The sequence below is a fragment of the Streptomyces sp. NPDC002092 genome, from assembly GCF_053593775.1.
The window spans coordinates 95,363-109,123 of record NZ_JBSFDG010000011.1 but is presented as its reverse complement, the minus strand read 5'-3'; the positions used below and the strand labels follow the sequence as shown (position 1 = coordinate 109,123).

The 13,761-nt window shown below is 70.9% G+C and carries 14 protein-coding genes and 1 riboswitch; of the genes, 2 read left to right on the top strand and 12 right to left on the bottom strand.

Features of this window, described 5'->3' with window-relative positions:
- Positions 1 to 31: 31 nt before the first annotated feature.
- From ACWCRD_RS25435 to ACWCRD_RS25395, 9 genes are all read right to left on the bottom strand, one after another.
- Positions 32 to 613, bottom strand: coding sequence for a GAF domain-containing protein (locus ACWCRD_RS25435; RefSeq protein WP_266963216.1), 582 nt, complete (start codon positions 611 to 613; stop codon positions 32 to 34).
- A 60-nt stretch (positions 614 to 673) separates the two neighbouring features.
- On the bottom strand, positions 674 to 1,273 hold the full coding sequence (locus ACWCRD_RS25430; protein ID WP_344400351.1) for a GTP-binding protein: 600 nt from the start codon (positions 1,271 to 1,273) through the stop codon (positions 674 to 676).
- Complete coding sequence (locus tag ACWCRD_RS25425; protein ID WP_030936141.1) at positions 1,251 to 1,622, bottom strand: DUF742 domain-containing protein; 372 nt, start codon at positions 1,620 to 1,622, stop codon at positions 1,251 to 1,253. Before ACWCRD_RS25425 ends, ACWCRD_RS25430 begins: the two co-directional genes overlap by 23 nt.
- Before the next feature lie 2 nt (positions 1,623 to 1,624).
- The gene (locus tag ACWCRD_RS25420) at positions 1,625 to 2,059 is read right to left on the bottom strand and encodes a roadblock/LC7 domain-containing protein (RefSeq protein WP_030936144.1); all 435 of its coding nucleotides are present in this window, start codon (positions 2,057 to 2,059) and stop codon (positions 1,625 to 1,627) included.
- Positions 2,060 to 2,133: 74 nt separating this feature from the next.
- Positions 2,134 to 4,335, bottom strand: coding sequence for an ATP-binding protein (locus tag ACWCRD_RS25415; protein WP_450968067.1), 2,202 nt, complete (start codon positions 4,333 to 4,335; stop codon positions 2,134 to 2,136).
- A gap of 384 nt (positions 4,336 to 4,719) precedes the next feature.
- Positions 4,720 to 5,130: a VOC family protein gene (locus ACWCRD_RS25410; RefSeq protein WP_450968066.1), complete on the bottom strand. Its 411-nt coding sequence runs from the start codon at positions 5,128 to 5,130 to the stop codon at positions 4,720 to 4,722.
- Positions 5,131 to 5,235: 105 nt separating this feature from the next.
- Positions 5,236 to 5,628 carry a helix-turn-helix domain-containing protein gene (locus tag ACWCRD_RS25405; protein WP_450968065.1) on the bottom strand — a complete coding sequence of 131 codons (393 nt, stop codon included), beginning with the start codon at positions 5,626 to 5,628 and terminating at the stop codon, positions 5,236 to 5,238.
- 111 nt (positions 5,629 to 5,739) lie between these two features.
- The gene (locus ACWCRD_RS25400) at positions 5,740 to 6,528 is read right to left on the bottom strand and encodes a DUF429 domain-containing protein (RefSeq protein ID WP_450968064.1); all 789 of its coding nucleotides are present in this window, start codon (positions 6,526 to 6,528) and stop codon (positions 5,740 to 5,742) included.
- Positions 6,529 to 6,583: 55 nt separating this feature from the next.
- On the bottom strand, positions 6,584 to 7,837 hold the full coding sequence (locus ACWCRD_RS25395; RefSeq protein WP_450968306.1) for an MBL fold metallo-hydrolase: 1,254 nt from the start codon (positions 7,835 to 7,837) through the stop codon (positions 6,584 to 6,586).
- Positions 7,838 to 8,125: 288 nt separating this feature from the next.
- On the opposite strand from ACWCRD_RS25395, the gene ACWCRD_RS25390 reads away from it, so the two are divergent.
- Both ACWCRD_RS25390 and ACWCRD_RS25385 read left to right on the top strand, forming a co-directional pair.
- Positions 8,126 to 9,304 (top strand): Glu/Leu/Phe/Val dehydrogenase dimerization domain-containing protein, encoded by a 1,179-nt coding sequence (locus tag ACWCRD_RS25390; RefSeq protein ID WP_450968063.1) that lies wholly within the window; start codon positions 8,126 to 8,128, stop codon positions 9,302 to 9,304.
- 323 nt (positions 9,305 to 9,627) lie between these two features.
- Complete coding sequence (locus ACWCRD_RS25385; RefSeq protein WP_450968062.1) at positions 9,628 to 10,248, top strand: TetR/AcrR family transcriptional regulator; 621 nt, start codon at positions 9,628 to 9,630, stop codon at positions 10,246 to 10,248.
- A 122-nt stretch (positions 10,249 to 10,370) separates the two neighbouring features.
- Here the strand turns inward: ACWCRD_RS25385 and ACWCRD_RS25380 are convergent, their stop codons facing one another.
- The 3 genes from ACWCRD_RS25380 to ACWCRD_RS25370 form a co-directional block, all read right to left on the bottom strand.
- On the bottom strand, positions 10,371 to 11,156 hold the full coding sequence (locus tag ACWCRD_RS25380; RefSeq protein ID WP_450968305.1) for an SGNH/GDSL hydrolase family protein: 786 nt from the start codon (positions 11,154 to 11,156) through the stop codon (positions 10,371 to 10,373).
- Positions 11,157 to 11,317: 161 nt separating this feature from the next.
- Positions 11,318 to 12,031 (bottom strand): DUF6250 domain-containing protein, encoded by a 714-nt coding sequence (locus ACWCRD_RS25375; protein ID WP_450968061.1) that lies wholly within the window; start codon positions 12,029 to 12,031, stop codon positions 11,318 to 11,320.
- A gap of 519 nt (positions 12,032 to 12,550) precedes the next feature.
- A complete protein-coding gene (locus ACWCRD_RS25370; RefSeq protein ID WP_450968060.1) occupies positions 12,551 to 13,450 on the bottom strand; it encodes a M23 family metallopeptidase in 900 nt (299 codons plus the stop codon).
- Positions 13,451 to 13,454: 4 nt separating this feature from the next.
- A riboswitch (cyclic di-AMP (ydaO/yuaA leader) is annotated at positions 13,455 to 13,622 on the bottom strand.
- Positions 13,623 to 13,761 lie beyond the last annotated feature (139 nt).

The following is a 13,761-nucleotide window of genomic DNA, read 5'->3' as shown; positions in this document are numbered from 1 at the left end:
CCGGCCGGCTGGTGACCAGCCGCGCCCGCCGTCACAGGAGCGGGAGCCCGTCCGCCTCCCGTCGCTCCAGCCGGGCGACCAGGTCGGCCGCCGTCGACTTGATGGTCTCCAGGCCCGGCCTGCCCCAGGGCCGTGGCTCCACGTCGACGACGCACACGGTGCCCAGCACCATCCCCGTGCTGTCGATCAGCGGTGCGCCCAGATAGGAGCGGATGCCGAACTCGTCGACCACCGGATTGCCCGCGAACCGCGGGTAGTCGCAGACGTCCTCCAGGACCAGCGCCTTGCGTCGGACCACCACATGGGGGCAGAAGCCATGGTCGCGGGCCAGTTCGCGGCCCAGCACCGGGGTGGTGCCGTCCGCCTTCACCACGGGCCGGGCCACGTCCGAGAGATGCAGGCCCGCGAAGAACTGCCGGTTCTCGTCGATGAAGTTGACCATGGCGTACGGCGTCCCGGTGAGCTCGGCGAGGTGGTCCGCGTAGGCGTCGAGGGCGGGGTCCGGGTGTTCTGCGAGGCCCAGTTGACCGAGGCGCCGGGCCCGGGCGGGGGCCTCCTTGTCCTCGGGGGTGAGCAGCAGACGACCGGCCGGGCGCGACGGGTCGTACCTCATGAGCGGGCTCCGTCACTGTGGACGCAGGGCATATACGGGCTCCGTGGCGGTGTGCGGGGATCACATGTGGGCGCCGTGGCTCGGCGCATGCGCCGGGGCGTGGGCAATGAGGTGTCGTACGAGGGTCAGCAGGGTCTGCACCCCTGAACTGGAGATCCGGGCGTCGCAGCGCACGACGGGGATCGCCGGGTCAAGGTCGATGGCGGCGCGGACCTCCTCGGGGTCGTAGCGGTACGAGCCGTCGAACTCGTTGATCGCGACGATGAAGCCGAGGCCGCGCTGCTCGAAGAAGTCGACCGCCGCGAAGCACTCCTCCAGGCGGCGGGTGTCGGCGAGGATGACCGCCCCGAGCGCGCCCTCGGAGAGCTCGTCCCACATGAACCAGAACCGCTCCTGCCCGGGCGTCCCGAACAGATAGAGCACATGTTCGCGGTCGAGGGTGATACGGCCGAAGTCCATGGCCACCGTCGTCTCGACCTTGTTCTCGATCCCTTCCAGAGAGTCGGTCGCGGCGCTGACCGTGGTGAGCAGCTCCTCCGTACTCAGCGGCGCGATCTCGCTGACCGCGCCCACGAAGGTCGTCTTGCCTACTCCGAACCCGCCCGCCACCAGGATCTTCAGTGCGGTGGGGAAGGGGTCAGAGCTGTCGTCGTAGTCCATCGAGCACTGCCTCCAGAAGGGCCCGGTCAGTCGGGTTGTGGTGGAACTCGGGTGGCTTGGTGGTGAGCGCCCCGCAGTCGACGAGGTCCGACAGCAGCACCTTGGTGACCACGGCCGGCAGCTTCAGTTGGGCGGCGACCTCGGCGACCGAGACGGGCGCGCGGCACAGATCGAGCGCCTGCGCGTGTTCGGGGCCGAGGTAGCCGAGGGGGGTGGCTCCGGTGGCCATCACGTGCGACAGGAGGTCGAGCGCGATGGTGGGCCGGGTGCGGCCGTTGCTGACCGTGAAGGGGCGCACCAGCCGACCGGCCGCGTCGTCGAGCCAGGGCCCGTCGCCGACCGCCGCCACGCTCAAGGCCTCATCGCCGTGGGTTCGACGGCGTGCTGCCGGGGCGCGGTGACCAGGTAGGGGCGAACGCTCTTGACCAGCATCGCCATCTCGTAGCCGAGCACCGCCGCGTCGGCCTCGCGGCCGGCCAGTACGGCGAGACAGGTGCCGGAGCCGGCGGTGGTCACGAACAGCAGGGTCGAGTCGAGTTCGACGACGACCTGGCGGACGTCGCCGCCGTCGCCGAAGCGGACCCCGGCACTGCGGCCGAGGGAGTACAGGCCGGAGGCCAGGGCGGCCATGTGGTCGGCGCTGTCCGGGTCGAGGCCGTGGACCGACTTCACAAGCCCGTCGCAGGACAGAAGTACCGCACTGGTCGTGTGGGGTACGCGCTGCACGAGGCCGCTCATCAGCCAGTCGAGATCGGATACATGGCCGGTGGGCGCATCGCTCGCCATGGTGGATCGACTCCTTGGGGTACGAAGGTCTGCGGGAGCGGTGGGGGTGGTGACGGGGGTGGGAACGGGCGTGGTCATCCGGCTGGTGCGCTCCCGTCGTGCCGGCTGGGATGGTTGGTGCCGCGCGCGGACGCGGGGCGCGCCTCGGCTATGTGGGCCGGATCCATGTGCGATACGTCCACGGAGGACGGCGGGGTGGTGGCGGTGACATCCGTGTGGAGCACGCCCCGGGGCGAGCTCGGGACGATGGGCGCGGCCTCTGTGTGAGCCGGGTCGGTGAGGGGACGCGACTCGATACGCGCCGTCTCCTCCATGGGCTCGACGGCCATGGAGGCGGACTCCGTGTGCGCCGACTCCGTGTGCACCGACCCCATGTGTGAAGCCCCCATGTGTGACGACCCCATATGAGGCGATTCCATATGCGGCGACTCCATATGCGGCGAAGCCATGTGGTCCGGCTCCAGATGCGCCGAGGACACCGTGTGTACGGCCCCTGTGTACTCCGATGTGTACTCCGACTGCTCCGCGTATGCGGTGGCCTCCGACTCCAGGTTCTGCTGGGCCTCCGCCAGACCGATGCCGCGCTGGAAGGCGGCCATCAGGCCCGGGTCGTGGCCGGCGAGGTACTCGGACTCCTGACGGGGTGCCGGGCCGTCCCGCAGCTGGGGTGCGATGTGCTCCTGGGCGCGGCGGCGCGGCAGTTGGGGCTTGCCCATGGTGCCGCGGACCGTGCCGGCGCGGGGCGTGGGCGGTGTGCCCGCGTTCTCCGCCACGAGCCGCCGGTCGTCCGGCCGGATGCCGGGCAGGGCCTCCGCGGGATTGGCCCGCTCCTCGTGGGCGCCGCGCACCGGGAGCGGCGCCGCTCCGCTGCCGGCCGCCGCGCTGCCGCCCAGCGGACTGCCGTTCGGCACGGCGGCCGTGGACTGCGGCGGCGTGACCCGAGGCCCGACGGTCTCGGATCGGGGGTCGGGCGGGGCCTGTGGCTGGGACCGCGGCGGTACGGACGGCTCGGGCATCCCCATCACGCCGGTGACACTGTGCGGTTGCCCCGCGCCCCCGGGAACGCCCGGCGTCGAGCCCAGCAGCCCCTGCGGTACGACGAGCACGGCCTGCACGCCGCCGTAGATGTTGGTCTGCAGCCGGACGTTGATGCCGTGCCGCCGCGCGAGCTGCGAGACCACGAACAGTCCGATGCGGCCGTCCGCGAGCAGGCTCGCCACATTGACCTGGTCGGGGTCGGCGAGCAGGGCGTTCATCTTCTTCTGCTCGCCGACCGGCATACCGAGGCCGCGGTCCTCCACCTCGACGGCGAGTCCCGATGTGACGAGGTTGGCGCGCAGCAGGACCTGGGTGTGCGGGGCGGAGAACACCGTGGCGTTCTCGACGAGTTCGGCCAGCAGGTGGATGACGTCGGCGACGGCGTGGCCGCGCAGGGTGCCGTCGATCGGCGGCACCAGCTTGACCCTGGAGTACTGCTCGACCTCGGCGATGGCGGAGCGCAGCACCTCGGTCATGGAGACGGGGTTGCTCCACTGCCGGCGGGAGACGGCGCCGCCGAGGACGGCGAGGTTCTCGGCGTGCCGGCGGATACGGGTGGCGAGATGGTCGACGTGGAAGAGGCCCTTGAGCAGGTCGGGGTCCTCGATCTCGTTCTCCAGCTCGTCGAGGATGGAGATCTCCCGGTGCACCAGCGACTGCAGACGCCGGGCGAGGTTGACGAAGACTTCGAGCTTCTGTTCGCTGCCCGCCTGGCTGGAGAGCTGGGCGGCCTGGACGACGGCGGTGACGGCTCCGTCGTGCGCGCGGGTCAGGTCGGCGGCGAGCAGCTCGAAGTCGTCGGCATCCTCCGGGGGTGAGCTGCGCGGCTTGCGCGGGGGCGGGGTGTCGCCGCGGCGCAGTGACTCGACGAGGGCGCACAGGTCGGCCTCGCCGCGGCCGCTGATGCGGCGCAGGGCGCCGAGGCGGTCGCTCACCGACTTGGCGGCGCGGTCGGCGGCGACGGAGGCGATCAGGATCCCTGCGAACGCCACCGCGGCCGCACCGGCGAGCACGCCCCACAGGGTGAGGCTGGGCCGCGCTCCGGTGGAGCGGACCGTGAACAGGACGGCCGCGCTCGCGCTCAGGGCGACCGCGATGGGCGGCAGCACGGCGAGCCGCAGCAGCTGTGGCCGTATGTGCGTCTCGGGCAGCGAGGGCACGGGACGGGCAACCGGCCGTCCGTGCCGCCCGCCCTCGCGGCGGTCTGCGCGTGCGGCCGGTGCGCGAAGGTGAGACATCGGTGTCCTCGTCGTACTGATCCGTCGGTGCCTGGGGCGCGTGTTGCGCGGTTCGGGCATGCGTTGCCCGATGGACACTCACAGTAGTCGCCAACGCATCATGTGCGGTGGGCAGTTGACAAAGTCCCACGCACAGCGTCCCGCTCTGGTATGAGCGCTCGTACGACAGACCGATAAACCCAGCGGGCGCGTGATCCCGCTGGATGACGGATCGATCAGAGCTGGTCAGATGCGGTCGCCGGGAAAAGGTGAGGGCCGGGGAGCGACTGCTCCCCGGCCCTCACCGCATGCTCTTTTCTGTCCGCCCGACAACCCGCCGGGACCGTTTCAGGACGCTCACGCGCCTTCGGAGGTCATCCCCCGAACGTCACGCAACGTATAGATCTAGCCCTTCGGCTGGGTGAAGCGGATGCTGTTGCCGAAGGGGTCACGCAGGCCGCAGTCGATCCCGTACGGCCGCTCGGTGGGCTCCTCGGTGAACTCGACGCCCTTGGCCTTGAGGGTCTCGTACGTCTTGCGGCAGTCCTCGGTCCGGAAGATGAGGAAGCCGCCCGTCGCGCCCTTGGTCAGCAGCTCGCGGACCTGTTCCGCGGTCTCCTCGGACAGCCGCGGCGGGCCCGGGCGCTCCAGGAGGACCTCGCGGTCGGGCTGGCCGGGGACGTTGACGGTGAGCCAGCGCATGAAGCCGAGGTCGGCGTCGGTGTTGACCTCCAGGCCGAGCTTGCCGACGTAGAAGTCGAGGGCCTCGTCCTGGTCGAGGACGTAGATCTGCGAGTGCGTGATTGCTGTGAACATGAGCATCACGCTACGAGTCCGGCGCCTCGAAAACTTATCCAAAACTGCTCTGTCCGCCGAAGAACGAGCAGAAGGACGAAAACGATCGGACGGACGAGGCAGCTGTCAGGCGCTCGGCCGCATCCACGCCATCGTGAAACAGGTGGGGACGTCCAGGGCGACGGCCCGTTTGCGGTAATCCCTGGGCGAGCGGCCGACGACGTCGCGGAAGGTGCGGCTGAAGGTGCCAGGGCTGCCGAAGCCGACCTCGAAGCAGATGTCCGTGATGCTGCGGTCGGTCTCCCGGAGCAGGAACATGGCGCGCTCGACGCGGCGGCGCTGCAGATAGCGGTGCGGTGTCTCGCCGAACGTGGCGCGGAAGGTGCGGGCGAAGTGTGCCGGGGACACATGGGCGATCCGGGCCAGGGCGGGCACGTCCAGCGGCTGTGCGTAGGCGCGGTCCATCGCGTCCCGGGCCCGCAGCATGCGGCGGTTCGTTTCTTCTGCGGCACGGCTCACGGCGCCATCACACCATGCTTCGACGCGACGAGGTTGCCGTGCGCCCCGACGACCGACGGCGCGGGCCCGCAACAGCGGCAAGGGCTGAGACGCCGCCCCTGCATACGGCGGTCAGCGAAGCGCGGCCGGCTCCCCGTCCGGCAGGTGGATCCAGCCCTCCTGCCCGGCTGCTGCGCGCTCCTGCGCAGTCTCCGGCCACCGGGTGTCCCCGACCAGAACGGCCCTCGCCACCAGGGCGCAGAGCAGGGCGTCGAGATGGTCGTGGCTGTCGGTGCACGTGGTGCGCACGGGCTCGGGCAGGGCCACTCCCAGGCCCTCCTCGACCGCGAGAACGATGCGCTCACGGACCTCGCGCGCTTCGGGCGTGGCGCTCTTGTAACTGCTGACCGGGCGGATGCCCCACCGTCGCAGCGCGGCGGCCGGGTACACCTCGGCGATCCGGCCCGACCCGTCCCGGGGCACCGGGGTGCCGGTGGCCGCGAGCGCGTCCAGGAGGCGGGCCGCACGCAGCGCCACGACGCCCAGCAGATCGGTGGACACCGACAGCGGAGGGCGCATCGCCGTCGCCTTCCAGGTCACGTCGTCGGTCAGCCGGAACCGCAGCGCGTCCAGGCCGGGTCGGCCGTCCGTGCGCTCCTCGAAGCGGGCCGACGGCGGCAGCCGTAGACCCTGGTGGTGGGCGAGGACCGTGTCCACGAAGCTCGACGGCCAGCCGAGCGGGCAGTCGAGGCCGGTCTTGTCGGCGGCCCGGACCAGCGCCAGCAGGTCCTCGTCCGCTTGCGGCACGACGAATTCGGCCGTCAGGGCACCGTCGGCCGCCCACACCACACGGCACACGGCGGTACGCCGTGCACTCGCCGCCAGGTCGATCCCGACCGTCACCGTCTGCTGATGGCCCATGCCGGGATCCTCTCCTGGGCATACCCGGTCGGGGCCCGGGCCTCCCCCGCCGAGGTCAGCCCGCCGACACCGTCTCGGGCTCCCCGGTGCCCTCCGCGGACTTGCCGTCGGCCTCGGCCTGGGCGTCGGCACTGGAGTCGGCGGTCGTCTTGATCGCCGCCTTCGTCAGTACGTCCGCCGTCGGCCAGCCGCCGGCCGGGGCCTGCGCGACGGCGCGCCACCACGGCTCGGAGGGAACCGTCTCGGCGGTGGGCTCGAAGGGCTCTCCGGGGCGGGGCAGGGCGACTCGGGAGCCTGTGGCGCGGGCGGCCGCGACCGTGCCCTCGCCGGGCTCCGCCCACGGGTGTGTCGCCAGGTTGAAGGTGGCCCAGTGGATCGGCATCATCACGCCGTGCGGTTCGCCGCCCTGCAGGTCGAGGTGGGCGCGCATGCCCTCTTCGGGGGTCATGTGGATGTCGGGCCAGAAATCCGAGTACGCGCCGATCTGGATCATCGTGGCGTCGAAGGGCCCGTGCTCGGCGCCGATGTCCTTGAAGCCCTCGAAGTAGCCGGTGTCGCCGCTGTGGAAGATCCGGTGCTCGTCCCCGGCGACGGACCAGGAGGCCCACAGGGTGTGCTGGGTGTTGCGCAGGCCGCGGCCGCAGAAGTGGCGGGCGGGGGTGGCGGTCAGGGTGAGACCGCCGACCTTGGTCGCCTCGTGCCAGTCCAGCTCGCGCAGCCGGTCGGCGGAGACGCCCCAGTGCTCGAGGTGGGAGCCGACGCCGAGGGGGACGGCGAACAGCGTGTCCGTGCCGGCCAGCGCCTTGATGGTGGGCAGGTCCAGGTGGTCGTAGTGGTCGTGCGAGATGACGACGACGTCGACCGGACCGAGCGCGGCGATCGGCAGCGGTGCCGGGTGCAGGCGCTTGGGACCGACGAAGGAGAACGGGGAGCAGCGCTCGCCCCACACGGGGTCGAAGAGCACCCGCTGTCCGTCGATCTCGGCGAGCACACTGGAGTGGCCCATCCAGGTCAGCCGCAGTCCGGTCGCGGGCGGCTTCGCGATGTCGGCGAGCGTCGTGGGGTGCACCGGGATCGTGCCCTTGGGGGCCCGCCTGGGGCGCTCGTCCTTGTCGAAGAAGACCTTCGCGAAGTCCAGCGCGGAGCCGGAGGGCCGGGTCCGTGCGGTGCCTCCCGGATTCTGGAAGACGCCGTCCTTGAAGTGCGGTGATCTGCGGATGCGCGCGAGGCGCTCACCGCTCGGGTCCGCGCCGAAGCCCGCGGGCTGCAGCGCGCGGAGCCCGGAACTCAGGGGACGGAAACCGGACACGGGTACCTCCAGCTGGAGTCGATGAGGCATTCCATTATGGTCGGCTCCTCCGACAACACCTGGGTCGTCCGGGTCGCTGCGGGCTCATTCCAAGGAAAGCCCAAAGATTGCCTACCGATCGGTGAACGGCGGACCGTCGGCGTCCATTCCCGCCGCCCTGCCGGCGCCGAGGTGATCGATCCGCCCGTTGACAGGGTGTGCCCCCGGTTTCGATACTGACTGTCGATTCAGTAAACGGGGCCTTCGACACTCTGTCGCCCCCTTGATCACCAGCCGCGAGGAGCTCGCATGCCCGCCCCCCTGATGTCGGTCACCTGGACCGACCACCTCACCGGCCGCCAGGGCTTCCTGGTCGTCGACCGGTTGGTGCGCGGTGTCTCCAGCGGCGGACTGCGCATGCGCGCGGGCTGCGGCCTGGACGAGGTCGCCGGGCTCGCGCGCGGGATGACCATGAAGGAGGCGCTGCACTACAACCCCGAAGGCCGGTACGTCCCGCTGGGGGGCGCCAAGGGCGGCATCGACTGCGACCCTCAGGACCCGGGGGCGTACGCGCTCCTGGTGCGCTATCTGCGCGCCATGAAGCCGTACGTCGAAAGCTTCTGGACCACCGGGGAGGACCTCGGTCTCAGCCAGGAGCTCGTGGACCGGGCGGCGGCCGAGGCGGGGCTGGTGTCGTCGATCCAGGCCGTGTATCCCCTGCTCGACGACGAGGTGGAGGCGCGGCGGCGGCTCGCGGACGCGTTCGCGATCGAGGTGGACGGCATGGGACTTGACGAGCTGGTCGGCGGGTGCGGGGTCGCCGAGTCGGCGCTCGCGGCTCTCGACCGGGCCAAGGTGGCGTACGCCGGAACCCGCGTGGCCGTGCAGGGGCTGGGCACGATGGGTGGGGCGACCGCGCGTTTCCTCGCGCGCGCCGGGCTCACCGTCGTCGCCGTCGCCGACATCAAGGGCACCATCGCCAACCCGGCGGGCCTCGACGTCGAGGCGCTGCTCGCCGCGCGGGACGCGTACGGCACCGTGGACCGTGCGGCCCTGCGCCCCGGCGACCGTGAACTGCCCGGCGACGCCTGGCTGTCGGCAGAGGCGGAGGTGCTCGTGCCGGCGGCGGTCTCCTACGCGATCGACACCACCGACCAGGAGCGGATCACCGCCCGTTGGATCGTCGAGGCGGCCAACATGCCCGTACTGCCCGAGGCGGAGGAGCTGCTGGCCGCGCGCGGGGTGACCGTGCTGCCGGACGTGGTCGTCAACTCCGGGACGAACGCCTGGTGGTGGTGGACCCTGTTCGGCGACATCGGCCCGGACGCTCAGGAGGCGTTCGCCCACATCCGCCGCTCGATGCGCGCCCTGACCGAACAGATGCTCGCCCGCGCGGAAGCCGACGGGACGAGCCCGCGGGCCGCCGCCCACGCCATCGTCGCGGACCGGCTGCCGGTGATCGCGGAACGCTTCGGCTGGTACCGGTGACGACGGTCCGGACACGTGTACCGGACATCCCGGCCGCCGGGAGAACACAAGCAGGTGTACGGCCGCACCGCGCACCCCCTCGAACCCGCCAACTGCCGACCTCACCCGCGCCAAACGAGGTGTCCGCCCACACCCGCCGCTCGATGCGCCCCCTGACCGAACAGATGCTCGCCCGCGCGGAAGCCGACAGGACGAGACCGCGGGCGGGCGCCGCACCAGTGACGAGCAGGGCAGGAGCACGGCCGACACCGCGCACCCTCTCGAACCCGCCAACTGCCGACCTCGCCCCGGCGTCACCAGCGGCGACGGAATAGGGTGACCGCGTGGCGAGAGTGCGGTTGAGTGTGGCCGAGCGGCGCGAGGAGTTGCTGCGGGCCGCCATCGGGCAGATCGAGGCGCGGGGTGTGGCGGCGGTCAGGATCGCCGACGTGGCCTCGGCGCTCGGCGTGAGCAACGCGCTGGTGCTGTACCACTTCTCCACCAAGGAGAAGCTGGTCGCCGCCGCGTTCACCTTCGCGGCCGAGGACGACCTCGCCCATCTGCGCAAGCTTCTCGGCCGCCGTACGACGGCGCTGCGGCGACTGCGGTCGGCGGTGCGCTGGTACGCGCCGACGGGCCAGGCCAAGGGCTGGCGGCTGTGGATCGAGGGCTGGGCGGCGGCGCTGCGCGAGCCCGCGCTGCAGCAGGTCACACGTGACCTCGACAAGCAGTGGAAGGCCGCGATCACCGAGGTCATCGCGGAGGGCGTGGCCGCGGGCGAGTTCAGCTGCCCGGACCCGCACGGCGCGGCCCTGCGCCTGACCGCCCTGCTGGACGGGCTCGCCGTGCAGCTGACCTCGTACGCCGGTGCGGTGTCGCGGGCGCGGGCGCAGGAGTGGGTCGACGAGGCGCTGGCCCGCGAACTGGGGCTGGAGCGGGCGGCGTTGACGGCTTCGGAGCACTGAGCCCCCGCACCGGGCGGGGGCTCGTGCCACCGGGCCGCTTCACCGCCCGCCGCAGCGAGGCCGCTCCCAAGCCATCACGAGCGCCCCGCCCAGCACGGTTTCAGGCGACCATCAGGCAGCCCTCAGGCCACCGAAGCGATCCGCATCTTGATGTCGTCCGGCGACAGCGCGCCCTTCGCCGTGACGTGGTCCCCGGACGACTCGCCGCGCAGCCGGCGGCCGATCCACGGCACCAGGTACTCGCGCGCCCAGTGCACGTCGTCCCGTCGCACCTCGAGGGTGCCGCGCGGCGGGAGCGGTGGCCAGGGCTGATCGGGGTCGGCCGGCACCTCGAGACCGAGGACCTGCCCGGCGCGCAGCGCCACGCGCGTGTGCCCGTCGGGTGAGAGGTGGAGGCGGTCGCCGTCCCACGCCCTGCGGTCCTGGACGGTCTTCAGGGACCACAGGTCCAGGACGGGACAGCCGTACCGGTCGGCGATGGCCCGGACATGTCCGTTGTAGGTGGCGATCTTGCCGCGCAGGTGCTTGAGCACGGGAACGCCACGGGTGTCGAAGCCGGTGGTCACCATGACCGTGCCGGCGACTTCGGTGAGCTTGGCCACCGCCCGCTCGAAGCGCTCGGCGACCTCGTCGGGGTCGGTGCCGGGACGGATGATGTCGTTGCCGCCCGCACAGAAGGAGACCAGGTCCGGCGCCAGTTCGACGGCCTGCGGTACCTGGTCCTCCACGATCTGGTCGAGCAGTTTGCCGCGCACGGCGAGGTTCGTGTACCTGAAGTCGCCCTCGGGTCGCCGGTCCGCGAGAAGTACCGCGAACCGGTCGGCCCAGCCGACGAACGCCCCGTCGGGGCCGGGGTCGCCGACGCCCTCGGTGAAGCTGTCCCCCACCGCAACGTACGACCCGATCACTGATCTGCTGTCACTCTTCGAATCGTCTGCCACATCGACCATGATTCACCTTCGAATGTGACCTACGCGACCGTAGGAAGGGGTTGACGCGCGGTGAGATAAGCCACTTCTAAAGTGTTCGCCAAGCCTGGAATAACCCTCCGACCAGGGATGTTGAGGCGTCAGCGATATTGTGGGGCGAGCCGCCGGACCCTGAAGTCGGCGATCCGGAAATGGCTCCATGTGGTCCGGAAGGCGAAGTGCCCCCTTGTGTACGGCTGCTGGTCCATGTAGTCGAAGACGAGCCGCCCGTTGTTCCACCAGCGGACCGTCGAGCCGTCGGAGACGATACGGACGCGGTTGGGTTCGTTCGCGACCAGGAGCGGCTCCGTGTAGTCGTAGATCAGCGGACGGACACCGGGTTCCCCGACATAACGGCGCAGCCGGGTCGTGGTGTTCGTGTTGGCGCCGTAGCCCACGTAATACGTCTTGAGGTGGTCGTACTCGGCCAGTGCCCCGCCGCGGTGGGTGGCGAAGAGGTCGTCCGGAGAGCGGACGTCGGTGGCGTTCCAGAAGTTGTTGAGGTCGGACACGCGGTCGTTCGCGCCGCCTTCCGAGACGGGCGTCGCCGTGTACTCGATGACGTACGACCCTTCGAGTCGCTGTCTGAACCAGACCGTGGCCCCGGCGGGTACGTCGACATCCAGCACCCCTCGGGAGGCGGTGACGGTGCCGCCCTGCTCCAGTTCGACGACCCACTTGCCGAGGCCGTGGCGGAAGTCGTCGCAGGCCATGAGGCGGCCGCGGGGCGAGGCACTGGCGGCGGTTGCGGGGGCGAGGGCGGCCAGGGCGGCGCCGGCGGCCAGCGCTCCGAATGCTCTACGGGTGCTCGTCACGGGAGGCGGCTCCTTGGTGTGGGGTGAGGGGTGGGTCCGAGAAGGGTGAGCAGGTGGCCGGCCACTTTGCGGGGGCCCTGGACACTGGGGTGGAGGGTGCCGTCGAAGTCCCTGTCCGCCGCGGACAGTCAGTCAGTGGTGTCGACGAAATCGGTGCGCAAGCCGACCAGTTCACCGACCACGGCGGCAATGTCGTCGGCGTGAGCTCCGTTGAATCGGCAGAGCCGTACGCGCTGTCGTTGGTGCACAGGTTCACGAGATCACATCGGCCTGACGGTGCGTCGATCGACGCCGGGCACGGGAACCTCCGTAGGCCTCGGAAGGCAAGGGTGGGGAAAGCGCTTTCATCGCTCCGGAGATCACTGTGCCCCGCCCCTCCCCCGACTGTCGACACCCATGCAGTCCCCGCCACAAGAACGCAACACGGCGAACGTGCACACAGCCGGACACACCGAAGGCCGGACCCGGGGATCGGGGTCCGGCCTTCGGCGGCGTGTCAGGCAGGTGGTTCCGAGGGGGTCAGCCGACGCCGACGCCCTTCGAGCGGAGGTAGGCGACCGGGTCCACGTCGGAGCCGTAGTCGGGCGTGGTGCGGATCTCGAAGTGCAGGTGCGGGCCGGTCACATTGCCGGTCGCGCCGGAGAGGCCGAGCTGCTGGCCCTCGGCCACGGTCTGGCCGGCGGAGACGGAGATCTGGGACATATGGCCGTACTGGGCGTAGTAGCCGTCGGCGAGCCTGACGACGACCTGGTTGCCGTAGGCGCCGCCCCAGCCCGCGGAGACGACGGTGCCCGCGCCGACTGACTTGATGGAGGTGCCGGTCGGGACGACGAAGTCGACGCCGGTGTGGTAACCGCTGGACCACATGCTGCCGGCCACGTGGTACCCGGTGCCGATGGTGCCGCCGATCACCGGGAGGGTGAAGCCGGTCGGGGCGGACTCGGAGGCCTTGGTGGCAGTCGCCTTGGCCGCCGACGAGGACGTCTTCGAGGCGGACGAGGGCGACGACGCGGTGGTGTCCTTCGCGGCCTTCCGGCCGATCGTCAGCTTCAGGCCCGGGTGGATCAGCGACGGGTCGTCGCCGACGGCCCGGCGGTTGTCCGAGTAGAGCCTGTGCCAGCCGCCGGCGACATGCTGCTCGTCGGCGATCTTCGAGAGGTAGTCGCCGGTCCGCACCGAATAGGTCCGCACGCCCGCATTGCCGGCGACGCTCTTGTGGGCCGCCTTCTTCTCGGCGACCGGAAGGGACTGGACGGCCTTATTCGAAACCGTCTGGGAAGCGGACTGAGTGGTGGCGGCATGGGCGCCGGTGGCCCCGATGAGCGGGAGAGCGAGTGCGGCGCCACCGGTTCCGGCGACGGCGATGGAGCGAGTGAAGCGCTGGGGCTTCGGACGGCGGTGCTTACCCTTCGCGGGCATGACGAATTCCTCTCCGGCGCCTGCGAGGTGAGCTGTCGGGTTCGGGCTGGAGATGCCCGGCCGCGCATGCGACGCGGCTTTACCCCTAGCCGTTCCGGAGACCGGAACAGGCAGTTGTACCTGTGGGTCCCCCGCTCCTGCCGTTCACGGGTGAGTTCTGCGGGCACCGGGCGGCGGCAGGATTGGGCGTCCGTCCGGATTGGTGGCGAACGTAAGCGACCAGGACGCAAAGGAACAAGTGCCGGTTCCCCGAGAATGCATTTCTATTGATCCCTTGAGAGAAAACCCGGTGACCCTGCGTGAATTCCCGG

What these genes read in the sequence shown, in the direction of transcription:
- ACWCRD_RS25435 (WP_266963216.1), bottom strand. Translation starts at nt 613, where the DNA reads ATGAGGTACGACCCGTCGCGCCCGGCCGGTCGTCTGCTGCTCACCCCC.
- ACWCRD_RS25430 (WP_344400351.1), bottom strand. Translation starts at nt 1,273, where the DNA reads ATGGACTACGACGACAGCTCTGACCCCTTCCCCACCGCACTGAAGATC.
- ACWCRD_RS25420 (WP_030936144.1), bottom strand. Translation starts at nt 2,059, where the DNA reads ATGGCGAGCGATGCGCCCACCGGCCATGTATCCGATCTCGACTGGCTG.
- ACWCRD_RS25415 (WP_450968067.1), bottom strand. Translation starts at nt 4,335, where the DNA reads ATGTCTCACCTTCGCGCACCGGCCGCACGCGCAGACCGCCGCGAGGGC.
- ACWCRD_RS25410 (WP_450968066.1), bottom strand. Translation starts at nt 5,130, where the DNA reads ATGTTCACAGCAATCACGCACTCGCAGATCTACGTCCTCGACCAGGAC.
- ACWCRD_RS25400 (WP_450968064.1), bottom strand. Translation starts at nt 6,528, where the DNA reads ATGGGCCATCAGCAGACGGTGACGGTCGGGATCGACCTGGCGGCGAGT.
- ACWCRD_RS25390 (WP_450968063.1), top strand. Translation starts at nt 8,126, where the DNA reads ATGCCCGCCCCCCTGATGTCGGTCACCTGGACCGACCACCTCACCGGC.
- ACWCRD_RS25370 (WP_450968060.1), bottom strand. Translation starts at nt 13,450, where the DNA reads ATGCCCGCGAAGGGTAAGCACCGCCGTCCGAAGCCCCAGCGCTTCACT.